The 21,620-nt window shown below is 49.8% G+C and carries 13 protein-coding genes; 9 read left to right on the top strand and 4 right to left on the bottom strand.

The window, feature by feature from the left end; translation table 11 throughout:
* Positions 1 to 2: 2 nt before the first annotated feature.
* From BLA28_RS00895 to BLA28_RS00885, 3 genes are all read left to right on the top strand, one after another.
* The gene (locus tag BLA28_RS00895; RefSeq protein WP_141702849.1) at positions 3 to 2,843 is read left to right on the top strand and encodes an alpha-L-rhamnosidase; all 2,841 of its coding nucleotides are present in this window, start codon (positions 3 to 5) and stop codon (positions 2,841 to 2,843) included.
* Positions 2,844 to 3,013: 170 nt separating this feature from the next.
* Positions 3,014 to 3,235, top strand: a complete 222-nt coding sequence (locus BLA28_RS00890; RefSeq protein WP_069155676.1) for an Imm17 family immunity protein — start codon at positions 3,014 to 3,016, stop codon at positions 3,233 to 3,235.
* A 269-nt stretch (positions 3,236 to 3,504) separates the two neighbouring features.
* Entirely contained in the window at positions 3,505 to 5,118 is a 1,614-nt protein-coding gene (locus BLA28_RS00885; protein ID WP_071698862.1) for a CehA/McbA family metallohydrolase, read from the top strand.
* Positions 5,119 to 5,186: 68 nt separating this feature from the next.
* On the opposite strand, the gene BLA28_RS00880 is transcribed toward BLA28_RS00885, so the two are convergent.
* Entirely contained in the window at positions 5,187 to 6,119 is a 933-nt protein-coding gene (locus BLA28_RS00880) for a helix-turn-helix transcriptional regulator (RefSeq protein ID WP_044971494.1), read from the bottom strand.
* A gap of 120 nt (positions 6,120 to 6,239) precedes the next feature.
* Between BLA28_RS00880 and bglB the strand changes: the two genes are divergently transcribed.
* The 5 genes from bglB (at position 6,240) to BLA28_RS00855 (ending at position 12,736) form a co-directional block, all read left to right on the top strand.
* Entirely contained in the window at positions 6,240 to 7,331 is a 1,092-nt protein-coding gene (gene bglB, locus BLA28_RS00875; protein WP_071698985.1) for a beta-galactosidase BglB, read from the top strand.
* Positions 7,332 to 7,374: 43 nt separating this feature from the next.
* Positions 7,375 to 8,316, top strand: a complete 942-nt coding sequence (locus BLA28_RS00870) for an ABC transporter permease (RefSeq protein ID WP_069155673.1) — start codon at positions 7,375 to 7,377, stop codon at positions 8,314 to 8,316.
* Positions 8,316 to 9,185 carry a carbohydrate ABC transporter permease gene (locus tag BLA28_RS00865; protein WP_009254349.1) on the top strand — a complete coding sequence of 290 codons (870 nt, stop codon included), beginning with the start codon at positions 8,316 to 8,318 and terminating at the stop codon, positions 9,183 to 9,185. Before BLA28_RS00870 ends, BLA28_RS00865 begins: the two co-directional genes overlap by 1 nt.
* Positions 9,186 to 9,276: 91 nt before the next feature.
* Positions 9,277 to 10,917 carry an extracellular solute-binding protein gene (locus BLA28_RS00860; protein ID WP_069155672.1) on the top strand — a complete coding sequence of 547 codons (1,641 nt, stop codon included), beginning with the start codon at positions 9,277 to 9,279 and terminating at the stop codon, positions 10,915 to 10,917.
* 148 nt (positions 10,918 to 11,065) lie between these two features.
* Entirely contained in the window at positions 11,066 to 12,736 is a 1,671-nt protein-coding gene (locus BLA28_RS00855) for a hypothetical protein (RefSeq protein WP_069155671.1), read from the top strand.
* Here BLA28_RS00855 and BLA28_RS00850 read toward each other — a convergent pair.
* The 3 genes from BLA28_RS00850 to BLA28_RS00840 are packed head-to-tail and all read right to left on the bottom strand — an operon-like array spanning position 12,724 to position 18,016.
* Positions 12,724 to 14,709 carry an ABC transporter ATP-binding protein gene (locus tag BLA28_RS00850; protein WP_069155670.1) on the bottom strand — a complete coding sequence of 662 codons (1,986 nt, stop codon included), beginning with the start codon at positions 14,707 to 14,709 and terminating at the stop codon, positions 12,724 to 12,726. The two genes, BLA28_RS00855 and BLA28_RS00850, sit on opposite strands and share 13 nt — an antisense overlap.
* On the bottom strand, positions 14,706 to 16,508 hold the full coding sequence (locus BLA28_RS00845; RefSeq protein WP_069155669.1) for an ABC transporter ATP-binding protein: 1,803 nt from the start codon (positions 16,506 to 16,508) through the stop codon (positions 14,706 to 14,708). Before BLA28_RS00845 ends, BLA28_RS00850 begins: the two co-directional genes overlap by 4 nt.
* A 50-nt stretch (positions 16,509 to 16,558) precedes the next feature.
* Positions 16,559 to 18,016 (bottom strand): GntR family transcriptional regulator, encoded by a 1,458-nt coding sequence (locus BLA28_RS00840; RefSeq protein WP_242880543.1) that lies wholly within the window; start codon positions 18,014 to 18,016, stop codon positions 16,559 to 16,561.
* A gap of 184 nt (positions 18,017 to 18,200) precedes the next feature.
* On the opposite strand from BLA28_RS00840, the gene BLA28_RS00835 reads away from it, so the two are divergent.
* Positions 18,201 to 21,608: an EAL domain-containing protein gene (locus tag BLA28_RS00835; protein WP_069155668.1), complete on the top strand. Its 3,408-nt coding sequence runs from the start codon at positions 18,201 to 18,203 to the stop codon at positions 21,606 to 21,608.
* Positions 21,609 to 21,620 lie beyond the last annotated feature (12 nt).

Genomic DNA, 21,620 nt, shown 5'->3' with positions numbered 1-21,620 from the left:
CGTTGAAAATAAGAAAGGATTTTGCCATGAAGCTCACAAACCTTATGACACAGAATATGCAGGATCCCATAGGCCTGGGACACGGAGTTCCTGCCTTCAGCTATTTGCTGCAGTCGGATCGGAGAGGGGATAAACAGACCGCCTATCAGATAATCGCCGCTTCATCGAGGGAACTGCTGGAAGAAAAGAAGGCGGATTTATGGGACAGCGGGAAAGTCAGGGATGAGCAAAATTATGCGATCGCCTACGGCGGCCTTCCTCTGCAATCCCGGCAGCAGGTTTTCTGGAAAGCGCGGGTATGGGATTCTAAGGATAATCCGTCACCCTGGAGTGAACCGGCATTTTATGAGATGGGGCTGCTGGAGGAAGAGGACTGGAAGGCTGTCTGGATCGGTCAGGGAGATGATTTTTACGGTGATAAATCGGCGGCTCCGGCCCTTGCGAAAGATTTCATTCTCAAAGGTAAAAATACAGTCACGAAGGCCCGGCTCTATATCAGCGGCCTGGGGCTTTTTACGGCATCTGTGAACGGAAAGCCTGTTTCGGAGAACCTGTACGAACCGGGTGAGAGTGAGTTTAACCGGCGGGTATATTATGTAACCTATGACATTACCTCGTTCCTGCAGGAGGGAAGAAATGTGATAGGGGTACTGCTGGGAAACGGCCAGTATGTGAATTTTGCAGTGGATCCTGTGATGAAAAAAGGGGATGGTACACTTTCCCCCAGGCATCGTTACCAGAAGGATGACACGATTTTTCTCAAGGACGGTATCTGCGGAGATAAAAAGCTGTTAGCCCAGATAGAGTTTACCAGAACGGACGGAACCGTTGAAATCGCTGCAGTGAGTGATGAGTCCTGGAAAATCGGGGAAAGTCCGGTGACCTTTCAGAATTGGTACGGAGGCGAAGATTTTGACGGGCAGAAGGCACAGCGTCTTAAGGGATGGGATACACCGGAGGCTGATTTTACCGGGTGGCGGAATGCGGTGCGGATGCAGCCTCCGAAAGGAAAGCTTTCCGCTAAGGAATTTCTTCCCATACGTATCTGGGAGCATTGGACGGCAGAAAGTGTGAAGGCGCTGCCCAATGGGAACTGGCTGGTGGATATGGGAAAAAACAGCGCCGGTTTTGTACGGCTCCGGCTTTGGAATACCGGGAAGTATGAGGGGCGAAAGGTGGAAATGTATCCGGCGGAGGTGCTGAAGGCGGATGGAAGCGGTGTGGATCAGGCATCCTGCACACAGAGCTGTGATACTTTGTGGCAGTGTGCGGTAAAGGATTCCTATATCATAGCCGGGACAGGAACGGAGGAGTGGCATCCTTCTTTTTGCTACCATGGATTTCAATATGTGGAGGTAGCCGGATTCCCGGGAATACCAACTGTCCGTAATTTTGAAGGCAGTGCGGTCCGGCTGATGAACGAAAAGCATTCGGACTTTGAAACGGATAATGAAATCTTAAATCAAATTAACCGGATAACCGATCGTTCCATTGAAAGCAATATGATGTGCAGCTTTACAGACTGTCCGCAGATTGAAAAGCTGGGATGGCTGGAAACTACTCAGCTGATGTTTTCGTCTGTGGCAGCAGGTTATGATATCCGCAGCTGGATACCCAAGATTATGGGAGACATGCGGGATGCCCAGGTAAGACCGGAGGATGCAGAGGGAGTATCTATGGAGGCGGACAGCCGGAAATATCCGGGCTTTGCCTTTGATAAATTCGAGAACAAAGAGACAGAGGATCCGGGATTTGTTCCGGGAATCGCGCCGGAATTTTTCCGTATCGGCGGACTGTTTAAAGATCCCAACTGGGGCGGCGCCTGTGTGATGACACCCTGGTATTATTACCAGGAGTATGGGGATGTGAATATCCTCCGCCAGAATTTCGGACTGATGCAAAGCTATGTGGATCATCTGGAACGCCGGTCCGTGAACGGTGTTTTGAAGGGATATGCCCAAATGGGGGAATGGGGACAGCTGAATGAAAATACTCCCGCCGCGCTTGTTGCCACCTGCGCTTTTTATCAGCAGGCCGTAACCCTGTCCGGGATTGCAGGTATCCTGGGAAATATACAGGAAGAGGAGCGCTACCGGGAAATGGGAAAGCGGATACGGGAGGGCTTCCATGCGGATGCTGAATGCTGGCAGCCGGAAAAAGAAATCTACGGAAACGGCAGCCAGGCCAGCTATGGATGTGTTCTGTTTTCCGGAATTGTAAGGCCTGAAAAAAAGGAAATGGCGCTTCAAAAGCTTCTGGCGGCGGTTGAAGAGCGCGGCTGTCACCTGTCCTCCGGTGAGGTCGGCCTGAAACAGGTATTTCATGCCCTGGCTTCCAATGGGGAAAACGATATGGTCTATCGCATGGTAATGAACCCCACGGCCCCCAGCTACCGCCATCATATTGAGCAGGGATTGACGACCCTTCCGGAATTCTGGAATTATACGGAGCTGTGGAATGGATTCGGCCGCTCCCGGAACCACGCCATGATGGGACATGTAAAGGAATGGCTCTGCCGTTTTGTATTGGGAATCCGGCCTCTGGAACCCGGTTACAAAAAGCTTCAGATCAAGCCTTATCTCCAAAAGGAGATCACCCGTATAAAAGGCTCTGTTTTTACTGTACATGGGACGGTAAGCCTGGATTGCAGCAGGCACGACGGAATCCTTGAAATGAAAACAGAGATTCCGGTAGGAACTGAAGCGGATATTTATCTGCCGTTTGCGGAGGGAAAATGCTGTTATCTGGACGGAGAGGAATATTCCCGGTATGAAAAAATACAACAGGGTTATATCAAACTTGCAGCGGTTTCATCAGGTACTTATCTGTGGTATATAAAATGATTTGTAATAATATTGGGTGTAGATAAAAAAACGTCCTACAGATGAAGGGGACAGGCTGAGGCGGTGTCAATGTTTTTATTTATATCCATATTTATATCCATACTTTTCGAAAGGTAGACGCAAGCCCTGTTTTATAGTATATTAAAAATAAAAAGGTAGGAGAGGAAACCATGGATTTACCAATAGGGATATTTTTGATAATTGTGGGACTGGTTGTTTTGTACCTGGATATTTTTAAATGGGGCTGGTTTTCTGAGAATCAGCACAGGAAGCCGATTAGCATGTATGATTGGATTGAAGATAAATGGGGAGAAAAGGGAGTGAGAATCACTATAGGCATTATTGCGGGTTTAGTAGCTTTTGCGGGAGTAATGGTGGCATTGGGGATGTAAAAGATGATAGGGTGTTTTTATAAAACAGATGATATAAAAACGGATAACTGTTTATATAATTCATCCGGAACTGCGGCATACGAAAAAATGTATGCCGCTTTTTAATTGTGAGCCTTATCATATAAGACTATTAATGTTTCAGGATGCGGGCTTTGAATCCCCTGCCATAATAAAAGATGACACAAAAAATATCGTATTGTCTTTTCACAGCTCTAAAGATATAATCAGAACCATAATTCCGGCTGGGAGCCAAAAGGAGAGTAAAGAACATGTCAAAACCAGAGAAATTTCTAAACATTGGAATCAGCATATTGGAAGCGCGGGGAGAAAAGCCCGGCTGCAGCGGAAAGCAGCTGTGGAGCATGATCCGGCAGGCACGGAACCTGCTGGAGGAGCAGGGTATTATTTATTCTGATGAGGAGCCGGGACAGAAGACGATGGGAACCCTTCGTGTGCTGGTTCTGGACGAGAACGGGAATCCCACACCCGCCCAGGTGAAGCTGTTTCCCTTAAAATCCGGGGAATCTGCCAAGACCTTTCACAGGGTCAACGGACGGATCGATATGATACGGGAGATGACCGGTGAAGACGGAAGCCTGGACAAACTTCTTCCCACAGGCGCCTATATGCTGGAAATTTCCAAAGGCAGTGAATATATCATCCTCATGGAGGAAGTGAGGGTGACTGAGACAGAGATGACAAAAAGCTTCCGGCTGGAGCGCTTCGTTCATCTGGGGGAACGGGGCTATTATGCCGGGGATCTGCATCATCACAGCATCTACAGTAGCCCGGTTTACGGAGGAGATGATGATGTGTGCGAAACCCCGGAGGAGGTGAGCTGCTCCATGCGGGCTATGGGGCTTTCCTATGGAGCTCTCAGCGATCACCATAACACACTGAATCACGACAGCTGGCGGGCACAGGAGAAAGAGGATTTTCTGCCGATCGTCTCCAAGGAAATATCGACTACCAATGGCCATGTAATGGCAATGGGAGTGGAGAAGGATGTCATTTACCATGCCCCTTTTGGGGAAGAGCGGACGGAAGAGGCGCTGCGTGCCGAGTTCAGGAGTGTTACCGAACAAATCCGCAGGGAAGGCGGTCTGCCTCAGCTGAATCATCCGAGGGATTACAGTGTTTCCACTTCTTTTAATCCGGCCTTTTACGACATGCTGGATATATTCCAGACCATGGAAATCTGGAACGGCTCCCATCCCATGTACTATGGCACCACCAATGCCGATGCGGCGAAGCTGTGGAGGGATTTGCTGGAGCAGGACAGGTATATTCCGGCTGTAACGGGTAGTGATACCCACAATATACGGGCGAATGATTACCATGAATTATTCCGTGAGATCATGTGGCTCTGCGAAATGCTGGAGGAACACAGGGAAATCAGGGAAAGTCTGGCTGAAGAATATCAAACAGAATGGGACTGTCTGGAGCTGCTGCACAAAAGCCTGCTTCCTGCCATGGAAAAATGGGCGGAGAGCAATCTGACCAGCAGCGGTGTAAGGACGTATGTGAAGCTGGAGGGGAAACCCACTGTACCAAAGGTATTGGATGCACTGCGCAAGGGGCAGAGCTTTCTGACCAATGGCCCAATTCTGTATGCGGAGCCGCGAAAGGAAGGGATGGCGCTTGCCATTCTTGGAAACCTTCCTCTGGAACAACTGTATATTTATGGCAGCGGCGGATATGAGAGAAAAATGGCGTTGACGGAACGGGAGGAAACCCGGGGGAAGAAATATTATGATTACAGCCTGATACTCCCCTGGAATGAGGAGATCAGGGAATGCAGATGGCTCTTTTTTGCAGCGGCATCTGATTTTACCAACCTGGCGATTACCAATCCAACGCAAAATATGCAATATTTTTGGTGATTTAAAAACAATTAATACATAGACTGGGAAACCATATATGGTTATACTAAAAACAATCAATGAAACGATCAGTGTCTTAAAGGTTTAGGACGTTCTACGAGAAGCCGGCCTGTTGATTGGCTCTTTCGGTATTCGGAAGGAGATTCGTTGCAGAACTTATGGAAAACCCGGTTAAACTGTGAAAAGCTGGTGAAGCCGCAGGCGGAAGAAATATCGGTTATCTTGTCTTCCGTATTCAGCAGCAGGAACTGGCAGTTGCGGATCCGGACCAGGTGGATATACTGGGTAATCGTATAGCCGGTGACCTCCCTGAACTGGTGGGAGAGGTAAAAGGGATCCATGTAAATGCTTTTCGCAAGCCCTTCCAGAGTGAGGTTATCCATATAATGGGTATGGATGTGGTTGGCTACGGTGTAGATACGTTCTGAAAGGCGGTCCTGCGGATTCTCTGTCTCATAAATATTGTAATCGTGGAAAGCTTTCAGGTAATACAGGAACTGGGTAAAAAGGCTGTGTACCATGAGTTCATAGGCGCCAGTCATTTCCTGGGCTCCGGCCTGACGGGACAGCGCCACGATTTCATTGAGAATCCGCACCAGAACCTCCTGCTGGGATTCCGGAAAACGGAAAATGGGCACCGTGTCATGAAAGGGAGTCAGGAGATTTTCATAGGTATCTTTAAAGCCGTAGCCGTCGTCGCGGTACATAAAGGTGATGACCAGCCTCTTGGAAGGGGTGTCACTGGGGTAAAAGGATTTATGAAGGCGGGAAGGCTCCAGAAGAACGAAATCGTTGGTCCGGATTCGGTAGGGGATTCCTTCGATGAAATGTGTGGCCATCGGGCTTAACAGGATATGAATTTCATAGTAGGAATGAAGATGCTCAAATTCCATGTTCTTTTCCGTAGAACGGACGTCAAAATCAAAAAAATAAAATAAAGAATTTTCAATATCATTGATAATGATAAAATGTTTTTCTTCATATTCAATTGTCTGAGGCATGGAGATAGTACCTTCTTTCTGCTGCGGCAGCATTAAGTCAATTTTTTCACTATTATATTATATCAGGGCAAATGCTAAAAGACAAGCAATATGGGAAAAGATATTCAGGAGGATAAAGGTATGTTACAAGAGGTAGACAGAAAGCTCCGGCTGTTGATAGGAGCCTTTACAGGGATCTTGTACGAGGATGACGATATATTCATGGAGAAGATGCGCAGGAAGAAAAATCTTCCTGAGGAAGAGCTGCAGAAATATGCGCACTGGGAATGGACCCAGGGAGTAGGGCTTTACGGTATCTGGAAATTGTTTGCTGCTTCCGGAGAAAAGGAATACCTGGAAATACTTACACGGTATTATGACAGACAGCAGCAGGTAGGCTTTCCTCAGTGCAATGTGAATACCATGACCCCTTATCTGACCATGTCCTATCTGGCGGAGTACCTGCAGAGTGAGGTTTATATGAAGCCCTGCCGGGAGGCGGCGGAATGGGTTATGTACCAAATGCCCAGAACCAGGGAGGGCGGGATACAGCATATGACTTCGGATGATGTCAATGAGCAGGAGCTTTGGGATGATACCCTGGTGATGACCGTACTTTTTCTGGCAAATATGGGAAGAATACTGGATCGGGAGGATTACCGGAATGAAGCCCAGTATCAGTTCATGGTTCATATGAAATATCTGCAGGATCCCAAAAGCGGCTTCTGGTACCATGGCTGGACCTTCCTGGAACGGAATCATTTTGCAGGAGCCTTCTGGGGACGGGGAAATTGCTGGATAACCATTGCGATTCCGGAACTGCTGAGCAGCATCCCCTGTTCTGAGCCTGTGGAGCGTATTTTAAAGGAAGCCCTGTGCAACCAGGTGGAGGCCCTGGCGGAGTGTCAGGCGGAAAGCGGTATGTGGCACACGCTGCTGGATGATCCGGAGTCTTATGAGGAGGCCAGCGCCACCTGTGGTTTTGCTTATGGAATCCTGAGAGGCGTACACTGCGGGCTTCTGGAAGAAAAATGGCTGGAGGTGGCGGAACGGGTGCTGAAGCCGGTTCTGGCCCTGATATCGGAGGAAGGCGTCCTGGGACAGGTATCCTATGGAACCCCTATGGGCAGAGAAAACAGGGATTTCTACAAAGAAATTCCGCTGAGGCCCATGCCCTATGGACAGGCGCTTGCCATTTTGTTCCTGGTGGAATGGATGAAGGGACATACATAAATTCGACGGAAGGATTGGATTTATCAAATCAACAGGAGGACATATGAAAGGGAAGAACACACCGTCCGGAGCGGACTGGAAAAAAACAAACGGAAAGCTTTACCTCAGAAATAACTGGCAGCTGTATGCTATGCTGCTGATTCCCGTCATCTACATGATTTTGTTTAAGTACAAACCTATGTTGGGCGTAGTCGTAGCATTTAAAAAGTTTAATATCTACCAGGGTATCTGGGACAGTCCATGGATTGGGCTGACACATTTTAAGGAAGCCTTCACGTCCGGGGATTTCTGGGATGCATTGAAAAATACGCTGATCCTGAACATAGGGGATTTGATTATCGGCTTTCCCATTCCCATCTTCCTGGCCATTTTTCTGAATGAACTGCGCAGCGGGAAAGTGCGTAAGGTGACGCAGACACTGCTTTATCTGCCGAATTTCCTGTCCTGGGTTATTATTTCCGGCATTGCCACCCAGCTGTTAGCCAATTCCGGCATGGTGAACAATATTGTGAATGCCTTGGGCGGTGAGAGTATTCCGTTTCTGAGCAGCAGCGGGATATGGCGGTTTGTATACTGGTTTTCCGGGGTATGGCAGGGAGCCGGTTATTCTCTTATCGTATATCTGGCGGCCCTGATGGCTACGGACGCTTCCCTGGGAGAGGCTGCCTATATAGACGGCGCCACACGGCTGCAGCGCATCTGGCATGTGACTCTGCCGCAGATTTCTTCCACCATTACCGTACTGCTGATTATGCAGATTGGCAAGCTGGTGTCCATCAGCTTTGACAGGCCTTATCTGATGGGCAATACCATGGTGCGTAATGCATCCAACGTAATCAGCACCTATGTATATTCCATTGGTCTGGCATCCGGCCGCTTTGACTTTGCTACGGCGGTAGGCCTTTTCCAGACGGTAGTGGGCGTCGTGCTGGTTCTGCTGGCCAACTGGGTGATTAAGAGAATAGGACAGGAGGGTATTGTATAATGAACAGCGGAATTAACAGCAAAACAGAAAAAATATTCCAGTTCTTCTGGACGGCATTCTTTATACTGATAACGGTGATCGCAATGGTTCCGATTCTGCGTGTTATCTCCGTATCCTTCAGCTCCAAAGATGCGATTACGGCAGGCAGGGTGTTTGTATTCCCTGTGGGCTTCAACACGGAAGCCTATAGCAGGGCGCTGCAGAGCGGAAGCTTCGTACGGGCCTTCGGTTATTCCATCGTGCTGATGCTGGGTTCCACCGCAGTGAATCTTCTGATGACCGTACTCGCGGCATATCCGCTTTCCAAAAAGGGATTGAAAGGCGGCGGCATCATTATGACTCTGTTTGTGCTTACCATGTATCTGAATCCCGGCATCATCCCGGAATATTTGAATGTAAGGGACTTCGGCATGATTGATACGGTGTGGGCTTTGATCATTCCCGGTGCGCTGAGTGCCTACAATATGATTATCATGTGCAATGCTTTCCGCGGGATTGATTCCGCAATCTATGACGCGGCCAAGATAGACGGCTGCAGCCAGGTTACCACACTGACCAGAGTGGCGCTCCCCTTGGTGTACCCCACCATGGCGACCCTGGGCCTGTTCTATGCGGTAGGCCGCTGGAACGGTATCAGTGATGTCCTGTACTATATTAACACCTCATCACTTTACACGGTACAGATGGTTTTGAAGCAGTTTGTGGAGGCGGTGAATGTATCCGTAGAGGAGGGTATGACTACAAATCTGATAGCGGAAAATATCAAAGCGGCAAGTATTGTGATTTCTATGCTCCCGATGCTCATTGTTTATCCGTTCGTACAGAAATTTTTCACCAAGGGTATCATGATTGGCGCTGTAAAAGGCTGAGAGGTATGGTTTACGTTAAACGATATCCGGCAAAAACCTGGATATTTTTAATAAATGGAAGCATTAATAAATTTAAGATGGAGGAATAGCTATGAAGAGAAAAGGTATTTTCAGGAAGACACTGGCAGTTGCCCTTGCCGCTGCAATGACTTTGGCGGCAGCAGGATGCGGCGGAAAAGACACAGGCTCCGGCACCACAGGCGGAGGAACGGCTCAGACGGCTGATGCCGGCACGGAATCTTCGGCTGCAGCCGGAACAGAAGCTGCGGAAAAAGGGAAAGAGGTAACCATCCGTGTGATGGCATGGGACAGAGGAAATGCGGCTCCCGGAACCACAACGGAGAATAATACGCTGACAAAGTGGATTCAGGAACAGGTGAAGGAGCTGTATAATATCAATGTGGAATATGTATCCGTTCCCCGTTCGGAGTCCGATGACAAGCTGAATATCATGATGTCCGGCGGAACGGCACCGGATATTGTATTTACCTATGATCAGTCCTTGTTCTACAGCTATGCAAGCAGCGGCGCGCTTAATGAACTGACGGATGCTTATAACCAGTATGGCTCCAATATCCAGACCTACTGCGGCGAAGCCCAGGATATCAGTATGGTGGGGGATCAGAAGTATGCGGTGATGAAGCAGAGAGGTACGGAAGAACCCCGCCACATGGCATATATCAGAAAAGACTGGCTGGATGAGCTTGGAATGGAAATGCCCACTACAAAAGAAGAACTGGGCGAATACCTCTATGCCGTAAAGGAAAAGAATCTGGGCGGCAGCACCACCATTCCCTGGGCTATGAGCGGACGTAATGATACCGAGAAGATGTATTTGAATTTCCTGGGTTCCTATGTGGATCTGCCGGATGACCGTACCGCCTATACTTACAGTGAAACCTTCATGGCAGTGGCTCCCGGTGCGGAGGAAGGCCTGAAGCAGCTGAACCAGTGGTACAATGACGGCCTGATAACCAAAGATTTCCCTACCGATACGGCAGAGGATGTTTTCATGGCGGCCATTTCCAACGGCAGCGTGGGCTTCCTGCTGGATGATCCTTATCATCCCCATGCAAGCTTTGAAATACTGAATAACGCGGTGGGACATGAGACCTTTGTACCCGTACAGTGCTTTGATCTGCCTGACGGCAGCTACAGGACCCCTTTTGAATATCGTTATGCCATGTTTGTCATGATTCCCTCCAGCGCAAACGAGGAGAAGGTGGCAGCCTGTATGAAGTATCTGAACTGGATGGCGGATCCCGAGGTTGCCCTCAATATCCGTTATACTCCGGAACATAAGGTAGATGATCTGGGCGTAGCTGTAGAGCCGACCGAAGCGGAAAAGAATGAAAAAGGCTATCCCGGAACCTGTGACGATCTGTGCATCATGAACTTGAACTTTGAATGGGCCAACGATCCCGAGATACTGGCTCAGACCTCTTTCAACAATCAGGCAACCGAGTGGGCAAGCCTTGAATGGTATCAGGATTTCCAGACAGTGAAGGAGATAGGGAAGTTCCGCTTCCCGGTATATTCCTATATCACTGAGGATGAGCAGACCTATGGTACGGATGTGAAGACCCGTATGGTTGAGTTCGTATACCGCTGTATCGTAGCTCCCGCAGATCAGTTTGATGCAACCTATGAATCCGGTTATAATGAATTGGTAAATGCAGGCCTGCAGAAGATTCTGGACGGAAGAATGGAATATTTCGACAGCATGAACTAATGTGCGGCAATACGGGAAGCGGATTCCCGGTGCAGCGATAGTTATAATCACTGATAGCAGAATAAGCCTGTTACTCCGGTAGCAGGCTTTTCTCAGGCAGTCAGGGCAAAGGCAGTGCCTGGCAACAGGAAAGGAATGGACAAAATTTATGGAAAAACATTATAAGAAAATATTGAAGGACACCGAGGATCGGGTATTCAGCCGTCTGCGGATCCAGGAACTGGATGAGAAGAGCCCCTGGTACGGAGGCTTTTATGACAGGGACCGGATCGTTCAGGCCAAGTATGCCATTATCTGCGTGGAACCCATGATTACTCTGTACTGCAATCCGGACAGCCGGTATTACCGCAGCTCCCTGCTGGCACAGCGGGCGGAGCTGGGCCTTTCTTATATCCGCAGTGTACAGCATGAAAACGGCCTCTTTGATTATGTTACCTGCAATTTTTTCTCCGCGCCGGATACGGCTTTCTGCATCGGCTTTTTTATCCCGCTGTATGAGTATCTGTGCAAGAAGGAGGATCGTACCGGACAGGAAGAGGATTTCCTTCGGAAGGTGGGGGAAATTGTGCATGACGGTGCATATGGCCTGCTGGAGGGCGGCTTCCATACCCCCAACCACCGTTGGGCCATCGCCTCCGCGCTGGCAAAATGCGGGGTGCTTTTCGGAGATAAAAAACTGGCGGAATCCGCTGAAATCTATCTGAAAGAAGGGAGCGACTGTAATCAAGACGGGGAATTCGCGGAGAAATCCGCCGGTAATTATAACAGTGTAAATAACGATGCCATGCTGATGCTTTCCGATGCCTTCGGAGATGCCCAATACGAGCAGCATACCATCCGGAACCTGCATATGATGCTCACCTACTGGGAGCCGGACGGAAGTATTTTTACTGCCAATTCCACCCGTTTTGACAAGGACCGGCTGGTGTATCCGCTGAGTTATTATATGGAGTACCTGGCTATGGGCATGAAATATGACATCCCTGAATTCCTGGGGATGTGCAATACGATTTTTGATATCATAGAGGAAAAGAAGATACCATCCCCGGAGTGCCTGATTTATCTGATGCTGCACCCCGAATACCGCAGCTTTGAATACGAGGGTCGTTACGAACAGCCGGATTTTGCCAGGTTTTACGAAGATTCCGGAATCCTGCGGGCCAGGAAGGGGCATTACAGCTACACGGTAATGCGGGAGAAATCCAATTTCCTTTATTTCCATAACGGAACCAGCAAGCTGGAGATGAAGGTCGCGGGAAGCTTCTGTGAGCATCGGGCGTTTAAGGCGGAGACGATGGAAATCCTGGCCGACGGGACGGCTCATCTGCACCAGACCATGAAGGGCTGGTATTATCTGCCGTTCGAAGAGAAGCCGGAAACCAGCGATTGGTGGAAGATGGATCAGAGCAGCCGGAAGAAAAAACTGGGGCCGGATATGGAGATCGATGTGTACGTGCAGCCCGCGGAGGGCGGCATTGATGTGCGTGTGGTGACTGACGGTGTGTCCGGGGCGCCCTGGAGGGTGGAATTGGCTTTTTCCGGCATTGAATTCATGGCAAGCGAACATGTGATGCTCCCTGTGAACGGCAGTGAAGTGCTGGTAATCAAGGATCCGGAGCTGGAGGCTTACAATGAAAAGGACAGCCTGCTGATCGGGCCGGGCTTTGGAGAGCATCGCTTTACGGAAGGAAAAGAAGACAGCGAGGCCAAGACGCCGGGAGCCGTTACGGTATATTTCACGGATTACACGGCCTTCGATCATACCATCCGGATCCGCAACCGCAGGGATTTGGAGGAAAAAATGTTTTATACAAGCTGAAGGTCATAGAGCTTTTTATACAGCCCGTTTTTGGAAAGAAGCTCCTGGTGGGAGCCGGATTCCTCAATCCGTCCCTTGTGCATGACAATGATTTTATCCGCATGCTGGATGGTGGACAGGCGGTGGGCAACCATTATGGTGGTACGGCCCTCCATCAGCCTGGAAAGCGCCTGGGTTATCAGGGCCTCGGTTTCCGTATCGATATTGGCCGTGGCTTCGTCCAGCACCAGGATGGCGGGCTTATAGGCCAGCGTCCGGGCAAAGGAAAGGAGCTGCCGCTGCCCGGCGGAAAGGGTGCTGCCCCGTTCCGTGACCGGTGCGTCATAGCCTCCGGGGATTTTGCTGATAAAAGGATCCGCATGGACGATACGGGCGGCCTCCTTTACATCCTCCAGGCTTATGGCTTCATTGTTCAGCGATATGTTGCTTTTGATATCCCCGGTGAAAATAAACACATCCTGCTGTACCTGGCCGATGGCCGCACGCAGCACGTCGGTATCAATATCCCGTATGTTAACGCCGTCAATGAGGATTTCTCCTTTCTGGATATCGAAATAGCGGCCTATCAGGTTAAGGATGGAGGATTTCCCGGCGCCGGTTGCACCTACAAATGCGATTTTTTCTCCGGGACGGATCGTAAAGCTGACATCCTTCAGGATATAGTCGTCCTTCTCATAGGCGAACCAGACATGGCGGAATTCGATCCGGCCCTGGATCTGTACGTTTACAGGCCTGGCGGGCTTCACGATTTCCGGCTTCTCATCCAATATGGAGAAGATTTTCTCTGCGGAGGCCAGGGAGGACTGCAGGGTTCCGAACTGCTCCGCCAGTTCCTGGATGGGTTCAAAAAAGGAGCTTATGTAGCTGATAAAAATGAACAGGGTGCCCAGGGAGAGAGTGCCCTTAAGCACATAGGAGCTTCCCGTCCCAATGACGATAATCATAGCCAGGATGGAGAGCATGTAAATGGAAGGGCGGAAGATGGCAAAGGTCATGACCTCTCTCCAGTTTGCCTTGTACAGCTCCTGGGATTTCGTTTCGAAGGCTTTGTATTTTTCCTCCTCTTTGGCGAAAACCTGAATCAGCTTCATGCCGGAAAGGTGTTCGGACAGGAAGGTGTTAAGCTCGGTAATTTTGTTTCGGGTCAGCTGATAAGCCTTGCGGGACAGAGAACGGAAAAAGAAGGTTAAAACAGTAACCACCGGCAGCAGAAGAAAGGATACCAGAGCCATGGCGGCATTGATGGAAAGCATGACTACGGCATAACCTATGATTTTCACCACGTTCTTAAACAGCTTTACCAGGATGGAGGAGAACAGCTCGTTGACGGCTTCCGTATCGTTGGAGACCCTGGTGACCAGCTTTCCCACAGGCGTGGTGTTGAAAAAATTCAGGGAAAGGCTGTGGATGTGGCCGAAAACCTCCTCGCGCATCCGGTAAATAATGCTTTGTCCCATTTTCTGCAGCATCCAGGTATCCGCGGCATTGAGGACAAAACCCAGAAGAAGCATGAGAAGATAAAGGGCTGCCGCCATCAGGATTCCGTTAAAATCGGAGTGCCGCAGTATTTTTAAATCATCAGGGGCAAGAGGCTGCGCCCCGTCCTTCACGTAGGTTTCCAGTATTGCATTATCCGCCCCTTCCAGCTGGCGGCACTGTTCCCGGGAGAGGCCTTCCGCCATATAATAGGTGTCCTGATACAGGAACAGCTGATACCAGGACGAAGGGTTTCCCTGTCCGGCAGAACGCTCCGCCGCCGCTTTTGTGAGCCATAGATCCTTGTAGGGAACGGCGCCCGGCGCGTCCTGTGAGGAGACCTCATAGGGATGGTAGTAGCCGTTAATATAGTCGTCTATGGCATCACCGATGATGATGGGGCGGTAAAGCTCCACTACGATGATGAAAAGCACCAGGAGTGTGGCCGCCGCCATGGTCCATTTATGCGGTTTCAGGTAAGCAAGCAGTCGCTTCATCCGTTCATTCCCCCTCTTTCTGTATCATCTGCGCCGTTCTTCCAGACGGCCTGTTCTTCCCCCATGGCAGCTTCCAGCTGCTGCTTTTCGAACATATCCCGGTAAATGCCGTTCTGTGCCATCAGGCTTTCGTGATTCCCGATTTCCTTTGCCTCCCCGTCCTCCAGCACCATAATAACATCCGCGTTCTGGATGGTGGATATCCGGTGGGCGATGAGCAGGGTTGTTTTCCCCCTGCGGTTTTCTTTCAGATTCTTAAGGATACGTTCCTCCGTGTCCGTATCCACGGCGGAAAGCGAGTCGTCCAGTATAAGGATGGGCGAATCTTTCATCAGCGCCCGGGCGATGGAGCTGCGCTGCTTCTGCCCGCCGGAAAGGGTTACGCCCCGTTCACCCACAATGGTTTCATAGCCGTCGGGGAAGGAAACGATGTTTTCATGGATACAGGCCACCGAGGTGGCGCAGGTTATGGCATCCATGTCTTCCTCACCGGTACCGAAGGCGATATTGGCCTTCAGGGTATCGGAAAAAAGAAAATTGTCCTGGGGCACGTAGGCGATATTTTCCCGGAGGGCCTTCAGCGGGATGGTATTGATATCCCGCCCGTCAATGAGGATCATGCCGGGCTTGGTATTGTAAAGGCGGAGAAGCAGGTTTACCAGCGTTGACTTGCCGTTACCGGTGCGGCCGATAATGGCAAGGGTGGTGCCTGCAGGGATCTCCAGATTGATATCCTTCAGAGTGGGCTCGCTGTGTCCGCGGTGGATAAAGGTCAGATGGGAAAAGGTGATATCCCCCCGTATCTCATCCGGCGGCTGCACATCCTTCCGGTCATATATTTCCGGCTTCTCATCAAAGATTTCCTGGATACGGCGGGTGGAAGCGGAGCCCTGGGAGAACATGTTGATGGCGTCCCCGCAGGCCAGCATGGGCCAGACCAGCATATTGATATACTGGTTGAAGGCTACAAAACGGCCCAGGGTTATTTCTCCCACGAGAGCCAGATAGCCGCCGTAAACAAGCGTGATGAGGCTGCTCAGTCCGATGATGACGTCAAGAAGCGGCATGACCACCGCCTGCAGGCGTACCACATTCAGGTTTTTATCCATGGTGTGCCGGTTTGCCCGGGCAAAGGCGCGCATCTGGGAGCGTTCTCTTACAAAGGCCTTGATGACGCGGACGCCGGAAAAGCTTTCCTGCACAAAGTCCGTCAGATCGGAAACGGCCTCCTGGCGCTCCCGGAACCTGGCGTGCATGATTTTGCCGTAGTAAATTTCCCCGGCGCAGATGAGCAGCATGGGGATGATTGCCAAAAGCGTAAGACGGATATTGACATAGTACATCATCTGGCATATGACCATTATTGTCATGACACTGGCATCGAACACACAGATGACAGCGGGGCCGATTGCCATCCGGATCGCATTCAGATCACTTGTGAAGCGGGTCATCAGATCCCCGGTTTTATGTTCGTTATAATATTCCACGCTCATTTTTTCCAGATGGCGGAACATATCGTTGCGAAGCTCTTTTTCAATGGAACGGGATGCCCCGAACAGGAAAAAACGCCAGAGAAACCGTCCCAGCGCCAGCGTCAGGCCCAGTCCGAAAATGGCCAGAAGGCACAGCCTGATGCCATTCCAGTCCAGTGAATGGGCGGTGAGCCCGTCTGTGATCGTTCCGGTAAGCCTGGGAATGAAAAGATTGGCGAAGTCCACCACAAAGAGGGTGATAATACCAGCTGTGTACTGGTATTTATGCCGCTTTATATATTGGAAGAGAAAGGTAAAGGAATTCAAGAGAGTACCTCCTTGTTTCTGATGCAGGAATGAATAGCGGGGACAGCCCCTTAATCAAAAAGCGGCAGCATAATGGATTCGGCCTCGCGGATACCGCCGGTGATGAGCTTTTCTTTTCCGGCCTTAAATATATCAAGGGCCAGGCACTGCAGCTGTGACGCAAACAGCCCCGCATCCTTTTCTTCCAGGCTTTTCAGCAGCATGGAGGTTGACCGGGAATCAAATCGGAAAGCATAGGGCTTCATATCATTCAGAGGATATCCCAGATACTGAAAGTACATCAGCCCGCCCAGTATCTGCCTTAAGGCCGGCGACTGTGCCTTCTCGTTCAGCAGGCCGAAGCAGACGCCGAAGGTCATGTAATAGTCCCCTGAAATTTGAATACTCTGCAGCCAGGATATCGTTTCCTGAATGGAACGGTCGGGCAGCCCGGGAAAAACGGACAGGGCTACGTCTTTGCAGATGATCAGGATGATCTGCATGCTCTGCAAATACTGAAACAGCGCTTTTTTTAAATTGGGGGAAGTGAATTTGGAAAGCGGCGCCGGGTTATCCAAACCTACCAGCACCCGCGTCCCTTTCCCGGGTATGGCCTCCACAATTCCAAGATCACTGAGTATTTTCACGGCGCGGCGCACGGTAATTAACGGCATGGAATACTGTTTGGCCAGGGTCCCGTACGATGGAAGAAACTCCTGGTTCCCGTAGGAAGAATAGATTTTCCGGAGAAGCTTCATTGCCAGATTAAAATTGACCAGCGGGCGTTCCGAAAAATAATTCCACTCATAGGAAATTGGTTCAACCGGACAATCGGGCACAGGCAGCGAATGGTGATACAGGCGTATCTCCTCAATCTGTTTTTGGTAAAGGCTGATCAGCAGAGCTTTCAACGGACCGTAATCGGATGCCTTACAAAGGGAAAGTATCTGTGCTGTGGCCCTTTTTAAATAAGTCATATAGCCATAGACGTATGCCTTATCCCCCAAATGCATAATCGAAGGGTGCCCAAAGAAAATGGTGCTTTGATACAGGTTGACAAACAGAGGGTTTCCCAGGGCTTTCAGGATATGAAGAAAAAATTCGTAGTACGGATATTCAGTATAAGGCGACATCCGGCCATAGATTTCGTTGAGCTTTTTTAAATCATCATCCCCGCATAATTTCAGCCCCTGCAGCATGACCTCCGGCCAAATCAGCAGCATTGTGCCGCACAGATCCAGAAGCGCATCTTTTGCAGCATAACTGTAAAGCCTGTATTTCCTCTGACACTCCTCTTCAGTGATATCATAAGTGACAATCGCACTCCGTCCCTGGCTCAGGGAGATATAATTATCTTCCTGCAGACGCCTCAGGGCACTGTGGATTGTGGAGCTTGACACATTAAAGGCCCTGCATAGCTCCGGTATTGTAGGAAGGCTGGAGCCTGTGGGATACAAGCCGAAATGAATACAGTTAAACAGATATTTATAAGCAATATTATATAATTTTATTTGATCCAAGTTTTTCATCCTCCCCAAGACAGCGTTACTTTAATTTTATCATTTTAAAGCCATTCTGGGTACTATTTTCTTGTATTGTTTTTGAACTTAGCTTATAATTAAAAAATACTAAATGAGCATAATAAATTTAATAATGAGCAGTTTTACAGTATGTTTGCGGAAGCTTTTATTCCCAAACATAGGAGGAAGCGGTATGGGAGGTGCCCGTATGTCCTTGTTTGATATCAATCCTGACCGGGAGGAAGCGTTTTTATACAAAGCAGTTTCGTCAGTCTGCAGTGACTATTTATATATCTGGGATCTGGAGGAGGACATTCTTCTGGCATCTCCCAATATGGTTTCTGACCTGGGGCTTGATGGAAACCGTATGACCAACTGTTTTCATTCGGGAATTAAGTGGATTCATCCCCATGACCGGGAACGAGTGCGGGAACTGTATCGGACGTTTATAAGGTCCGATGAGGACAGCCAGAATTTGGAATACCAGGCTTTGACGGCAGACGGAAACTATATCTGGTTAAGCGGACGGGAAAAAATAAAACGTGACGATACGGGAAAAGCACTGTTGATAGTAGGAATACTGCGGAATTTGGAGCAATATGAGGGTGTGGATCAGGTGACCGGGCTCCTGAGGCACGGCTCCGCCCGTGAAAGATTTGAAAATACGACGGAGGGCCGGGCAGGTTCTCATGGAGAGGTTCTTCTTCTGGGGATCGACGGGTTCAAAAACATCAATATACTCAACAGCCACAGCTTTGGTGATTTTGTGCTGCGTACGACCGCCCAGGATATCCTTAAGCTGATTCCGGAGCAGGTGAAGCTTTACCGGTACGATGGAGATCAGTTCCTGCTTTACGGAAATAATGTCCGGCGGGAGGAGATGCTTCGGATTTACGAGGACATCCGGAAATATGCCTCCGGGTCCCATCGGGTAAACGGCTGTTCCTATCGGTTCACGGTGTCCGGAGGCATAATTGCCTATCCGGAGGAAGCGCACAGCTGGGGGGAACTGGAGAAAGGGGCCTGCGCCGCTCTGAGACAGGCAAAGACGAATGGAAAAGACCAGTGTGTGGAATTCACGGCTGAACTGCTCGAAGAGCTGCAGCTTTCCCATTGCCTGGCGCGGAGCGTGGACAATGGCTATGAGGGGTTCCGGCTGGTATTCCAGCCAATCTGTGATGCCGGCACCCTGAAGGTGCGGGGAGCGGAGGCCCTGCTGCGGTATACGATGCCGGATGGCAGGGAAATTTCACCGACAGAGTTCATTCCCCTGCTGGAGGGCAGCCGTCTGATTCTCCCTGTGGGGCTGTGGGTGCTTGAGCAGGCAGTCATTGCCTGTAAAGTCTGGAGCAGGCAAAACCCGGATTTTATCATGGATGTCAACGTGTCCTTTGTGCAGCTGCAGGATTCCGGGTTCTGCGGCAAGGTGGACGCGCTGCTGCAGAAATATGACCTGCCCGCGCAGAATCTGGCGCTGGAATTAACAGAGAGTTACTTTATAACCAATGATTCCATTGTCAATGAATCTCTGGAATGCTTAAATGAAATGCATATCGAGTTATCCATGGATGACTTTGGAATCGGATATTCCTCATTGGGCCGTCTGTCTGAAATCGATATGGATGTTGTTAAGGTTGACCGCTATTTTGTCAAAGCCCTGCATATCAGCCAGTATAACCATGATTTTGTGGAGTCCGTCATTCGCCTGTGCCACAATCTAAACAAAGAGGTTTGCATGGAGGGAGTTGAGACAAAGGAAGAATGGGAGACCATCAGTCTGCTCAATGCGGATTTAGTGCAGGGCTTTTACATTTCCAGGCCTGTGGAGCCGGAGGTGTTTTACCGGAAATATCTCACCTCGTCTTATGACAGTAAGAGTCTGGTGAGTCCCATAGATAAGGAAAAGATCCAGAAAAAGCTGGTAAATAATAAAGAGCTTTTATTTGCCATGATGAATGCAACGCCCCTGTGTCTCATACTCTGGAACCGCCAGTTTGAAATCATGGCCTGCAATGAGAAGGCGGTGCAGCTGTTCCGGGCGGATGGGAAAAAAGATATTACTGAACATTTCTACCGGTTTTCTCCTCCGTGCCAGGAGGATGGACGTTCTTCTGTGGAAACAGTACATGAAAGAATCACAGAGGCCTTTGCGTCCGGATATTCAGAATTCAGATGGATGCATTGTGATAAAGAGGGGAACAGCATTCCGGCGGAGGTTATCTCGGTACGGATCCCATATCTGGATGATTTTGTTGTGGCCAGCTATACACGGGATCTGCGCGCGGAAATTGAATTGTCGGAAAAACGCTGGAAGTTCCGGATGCGGCTCAAGGCGCTGCTGGATGCGACGCCTCTCTGCCTCAATCTCTGGGACAAAGAATTTCACAACATTATGTGCAACCGTGAGGCAGTGAAGCTCTTTGAACTGGACAGTGAACAGGATTATCTTGAGCATTTTAATCTGCTGTCCCCTGAACGGCAGCCGGACGGCAGTCTGAGCACGGAAGGGGCAAGAGAGAAAATAAAGGAGGCCATGCAGAAAGGACGCATTCAGTTTAACTGGCTGCACCAAAAACTGGATGGAGAATTGATTCCCGCTGAAATCACGTTGGTGCGCATTGAGGGCCTGGAGGAAGACGGCAGTGCCATGGTGGCCGGCTATACAAGGGACCTTCGTGACCAGCTCAGGGCGGAGAAGGCTGAGCGCCTGATGGCCAGACGTGTCCGGGCGGTGGTGGATTCCTCGCCTCTTGCCTGTGTCCTCTGGAATATGCGACAGGAAGCCCTGGACTGCAATCAAATCGCCGTTGAAATGCTGGGAGCCAGAGACAAGGAGGAAGTTCTGCATGATTTTGACAGCTTTCTGCCTCTCTATCAGCCGGATGGTTCCGTCAGTGTGGAGAAGAGAATAAAGACAATGAACGAGGTTCAAAAAAACAGGCGCTGTGTTTTTGAATGGGTCTATGTGAACCGGAATGGAGAGAGCATCCCCTGCGAGGTCACTTTGGTGAAGGCGGTTATCGGAAAGGATGATGAAGATATCATTATCGCCTACAGCCGGGATCTGCGTGAACTTAAGCGTACCCTGGAAATCATTGACCGGCTTAAGCGGCAGGCCTGCTATGACGCTTTGACAGGCTGTTTAACCCGTGAATACTTCATAGAAAATCTTACCGTTCAGTTTCAGAACGAAAAGACGGATGCTCCTGTTATGCTGGGACTCCTCGATTTGGACGGGTTCAAGAATGTCAATGATACATATGGCCATGAGGCGGGTGATATGACCCTGAAGCGTGTCATTAAAAGGGTTGGGGAGCTGCTGCCGGAAGGGACATTGATTGGACGGTTCGGCGGAGATGAATTTCTGTTTCTGCTGCAGGGGAGGGAGCAGGGGAGTGTTTCCCGGATGCTGTGCAGTATCGTGGAGCAGATTCCACAGATGCAGCTGGAATATAAGGGGAATATTTTTACAAGCTCCATCAGTATCGGCGCTGTTTTCCGGACACCGGAGGATACCTGTCCGGAGGATCTGATCCGCCGGGCGGATGATGCACTCTATCAGGCGAAACGGAACGGCCGCAACAGAAGTGTGCTGGTTTAGGAATAATAATTT

Source organism: Eisenbergiella tayi, from assembly GCF_001881565.1.
Lineage (GTDB): Bacteria > Bacillota > Clostridia > Lachnospirales > Lachnospiraceae > Eisenbergiella > Eisenbergiella tayi.
Note: the sequence above shows the minus strand (reverse complement) of the source record. Positions and strands in the feature narration are given on the sequence as shown.

Coding starts and splice junctions, on each gene's coding strand:
- BLA28_RS00865 (WP_009254349.1), top strand. CDS start 8,316: ATGAACAGCGGAATTAACAGCAAAACAGAAAAAATATTCCAGTTCTTC.
- BLA28_RS00850 (WP_069155670.1), bottom strand. CDS start 14,709: ATGAAGCGACTGCTTGCTTACCTGAAACCGCATAAATGGACCATGGCG.
- BLA28_RS00880 (WP_044971494.1), bottom strand. CDS start 6,119: ATGCCTCAGACAATTGAATATGAAGAAAAACATTTTATCATTATCAAT.
- BLA28_RS00890 (WP_069155676.1), top strand. CDS start 3,014: ATGGATTTACCAATAGGGATATTTTTGATAATTGTGGGACTGGTTGTT.
- BLA28_RS00870 (WP_069155673.1), top strand. CDS start 7,375: ATGAAAGGGAAGAACACACCGTCCGGAGCGGACTGGAAAAAAACAAAC.
- BLA28_RS00835 (WP_069155668.1), top strand. CDS start 18,201: ATGGGAGGTGCCCGTATGTCCTTGTTTGATATCAATCCTGACCGGGAG.
- BLA28_RS00840 (WP_242880543.1), bottom strand. CDS start 18,016: ATGAAAAACTTGGATCAAATAAAATTATATAATATTGCTTATAAATAT.
- BLA28_RS00885 (WP_071698862.1), top strand. CDS start 3,505: ATGTCAAAACCAGAGAAATTTCTAAACATTGGAATCAGCATATTGGAA.
- BLA28_RS00860 (WP_069155672.1), top strand. CDS start 9,277: ATGAAGAGAAAAGGTATTTTCAGGAAGACACTGGCAGTTGCCCTTGCC.
- BLA28_RS00855 (WP_069155671.1), top strand. CDS start 11,066: ATGGAAAAACATTATAAGAAAATATTGAAGGACACCGAGGATCGGGTA.
- bglB (WP_071698985.1), top strand. CDS start 6,240: ATGTTACAAGAGGTAGACAGAAAGCTCCGGCTGTTGATAGGAGCCTTT.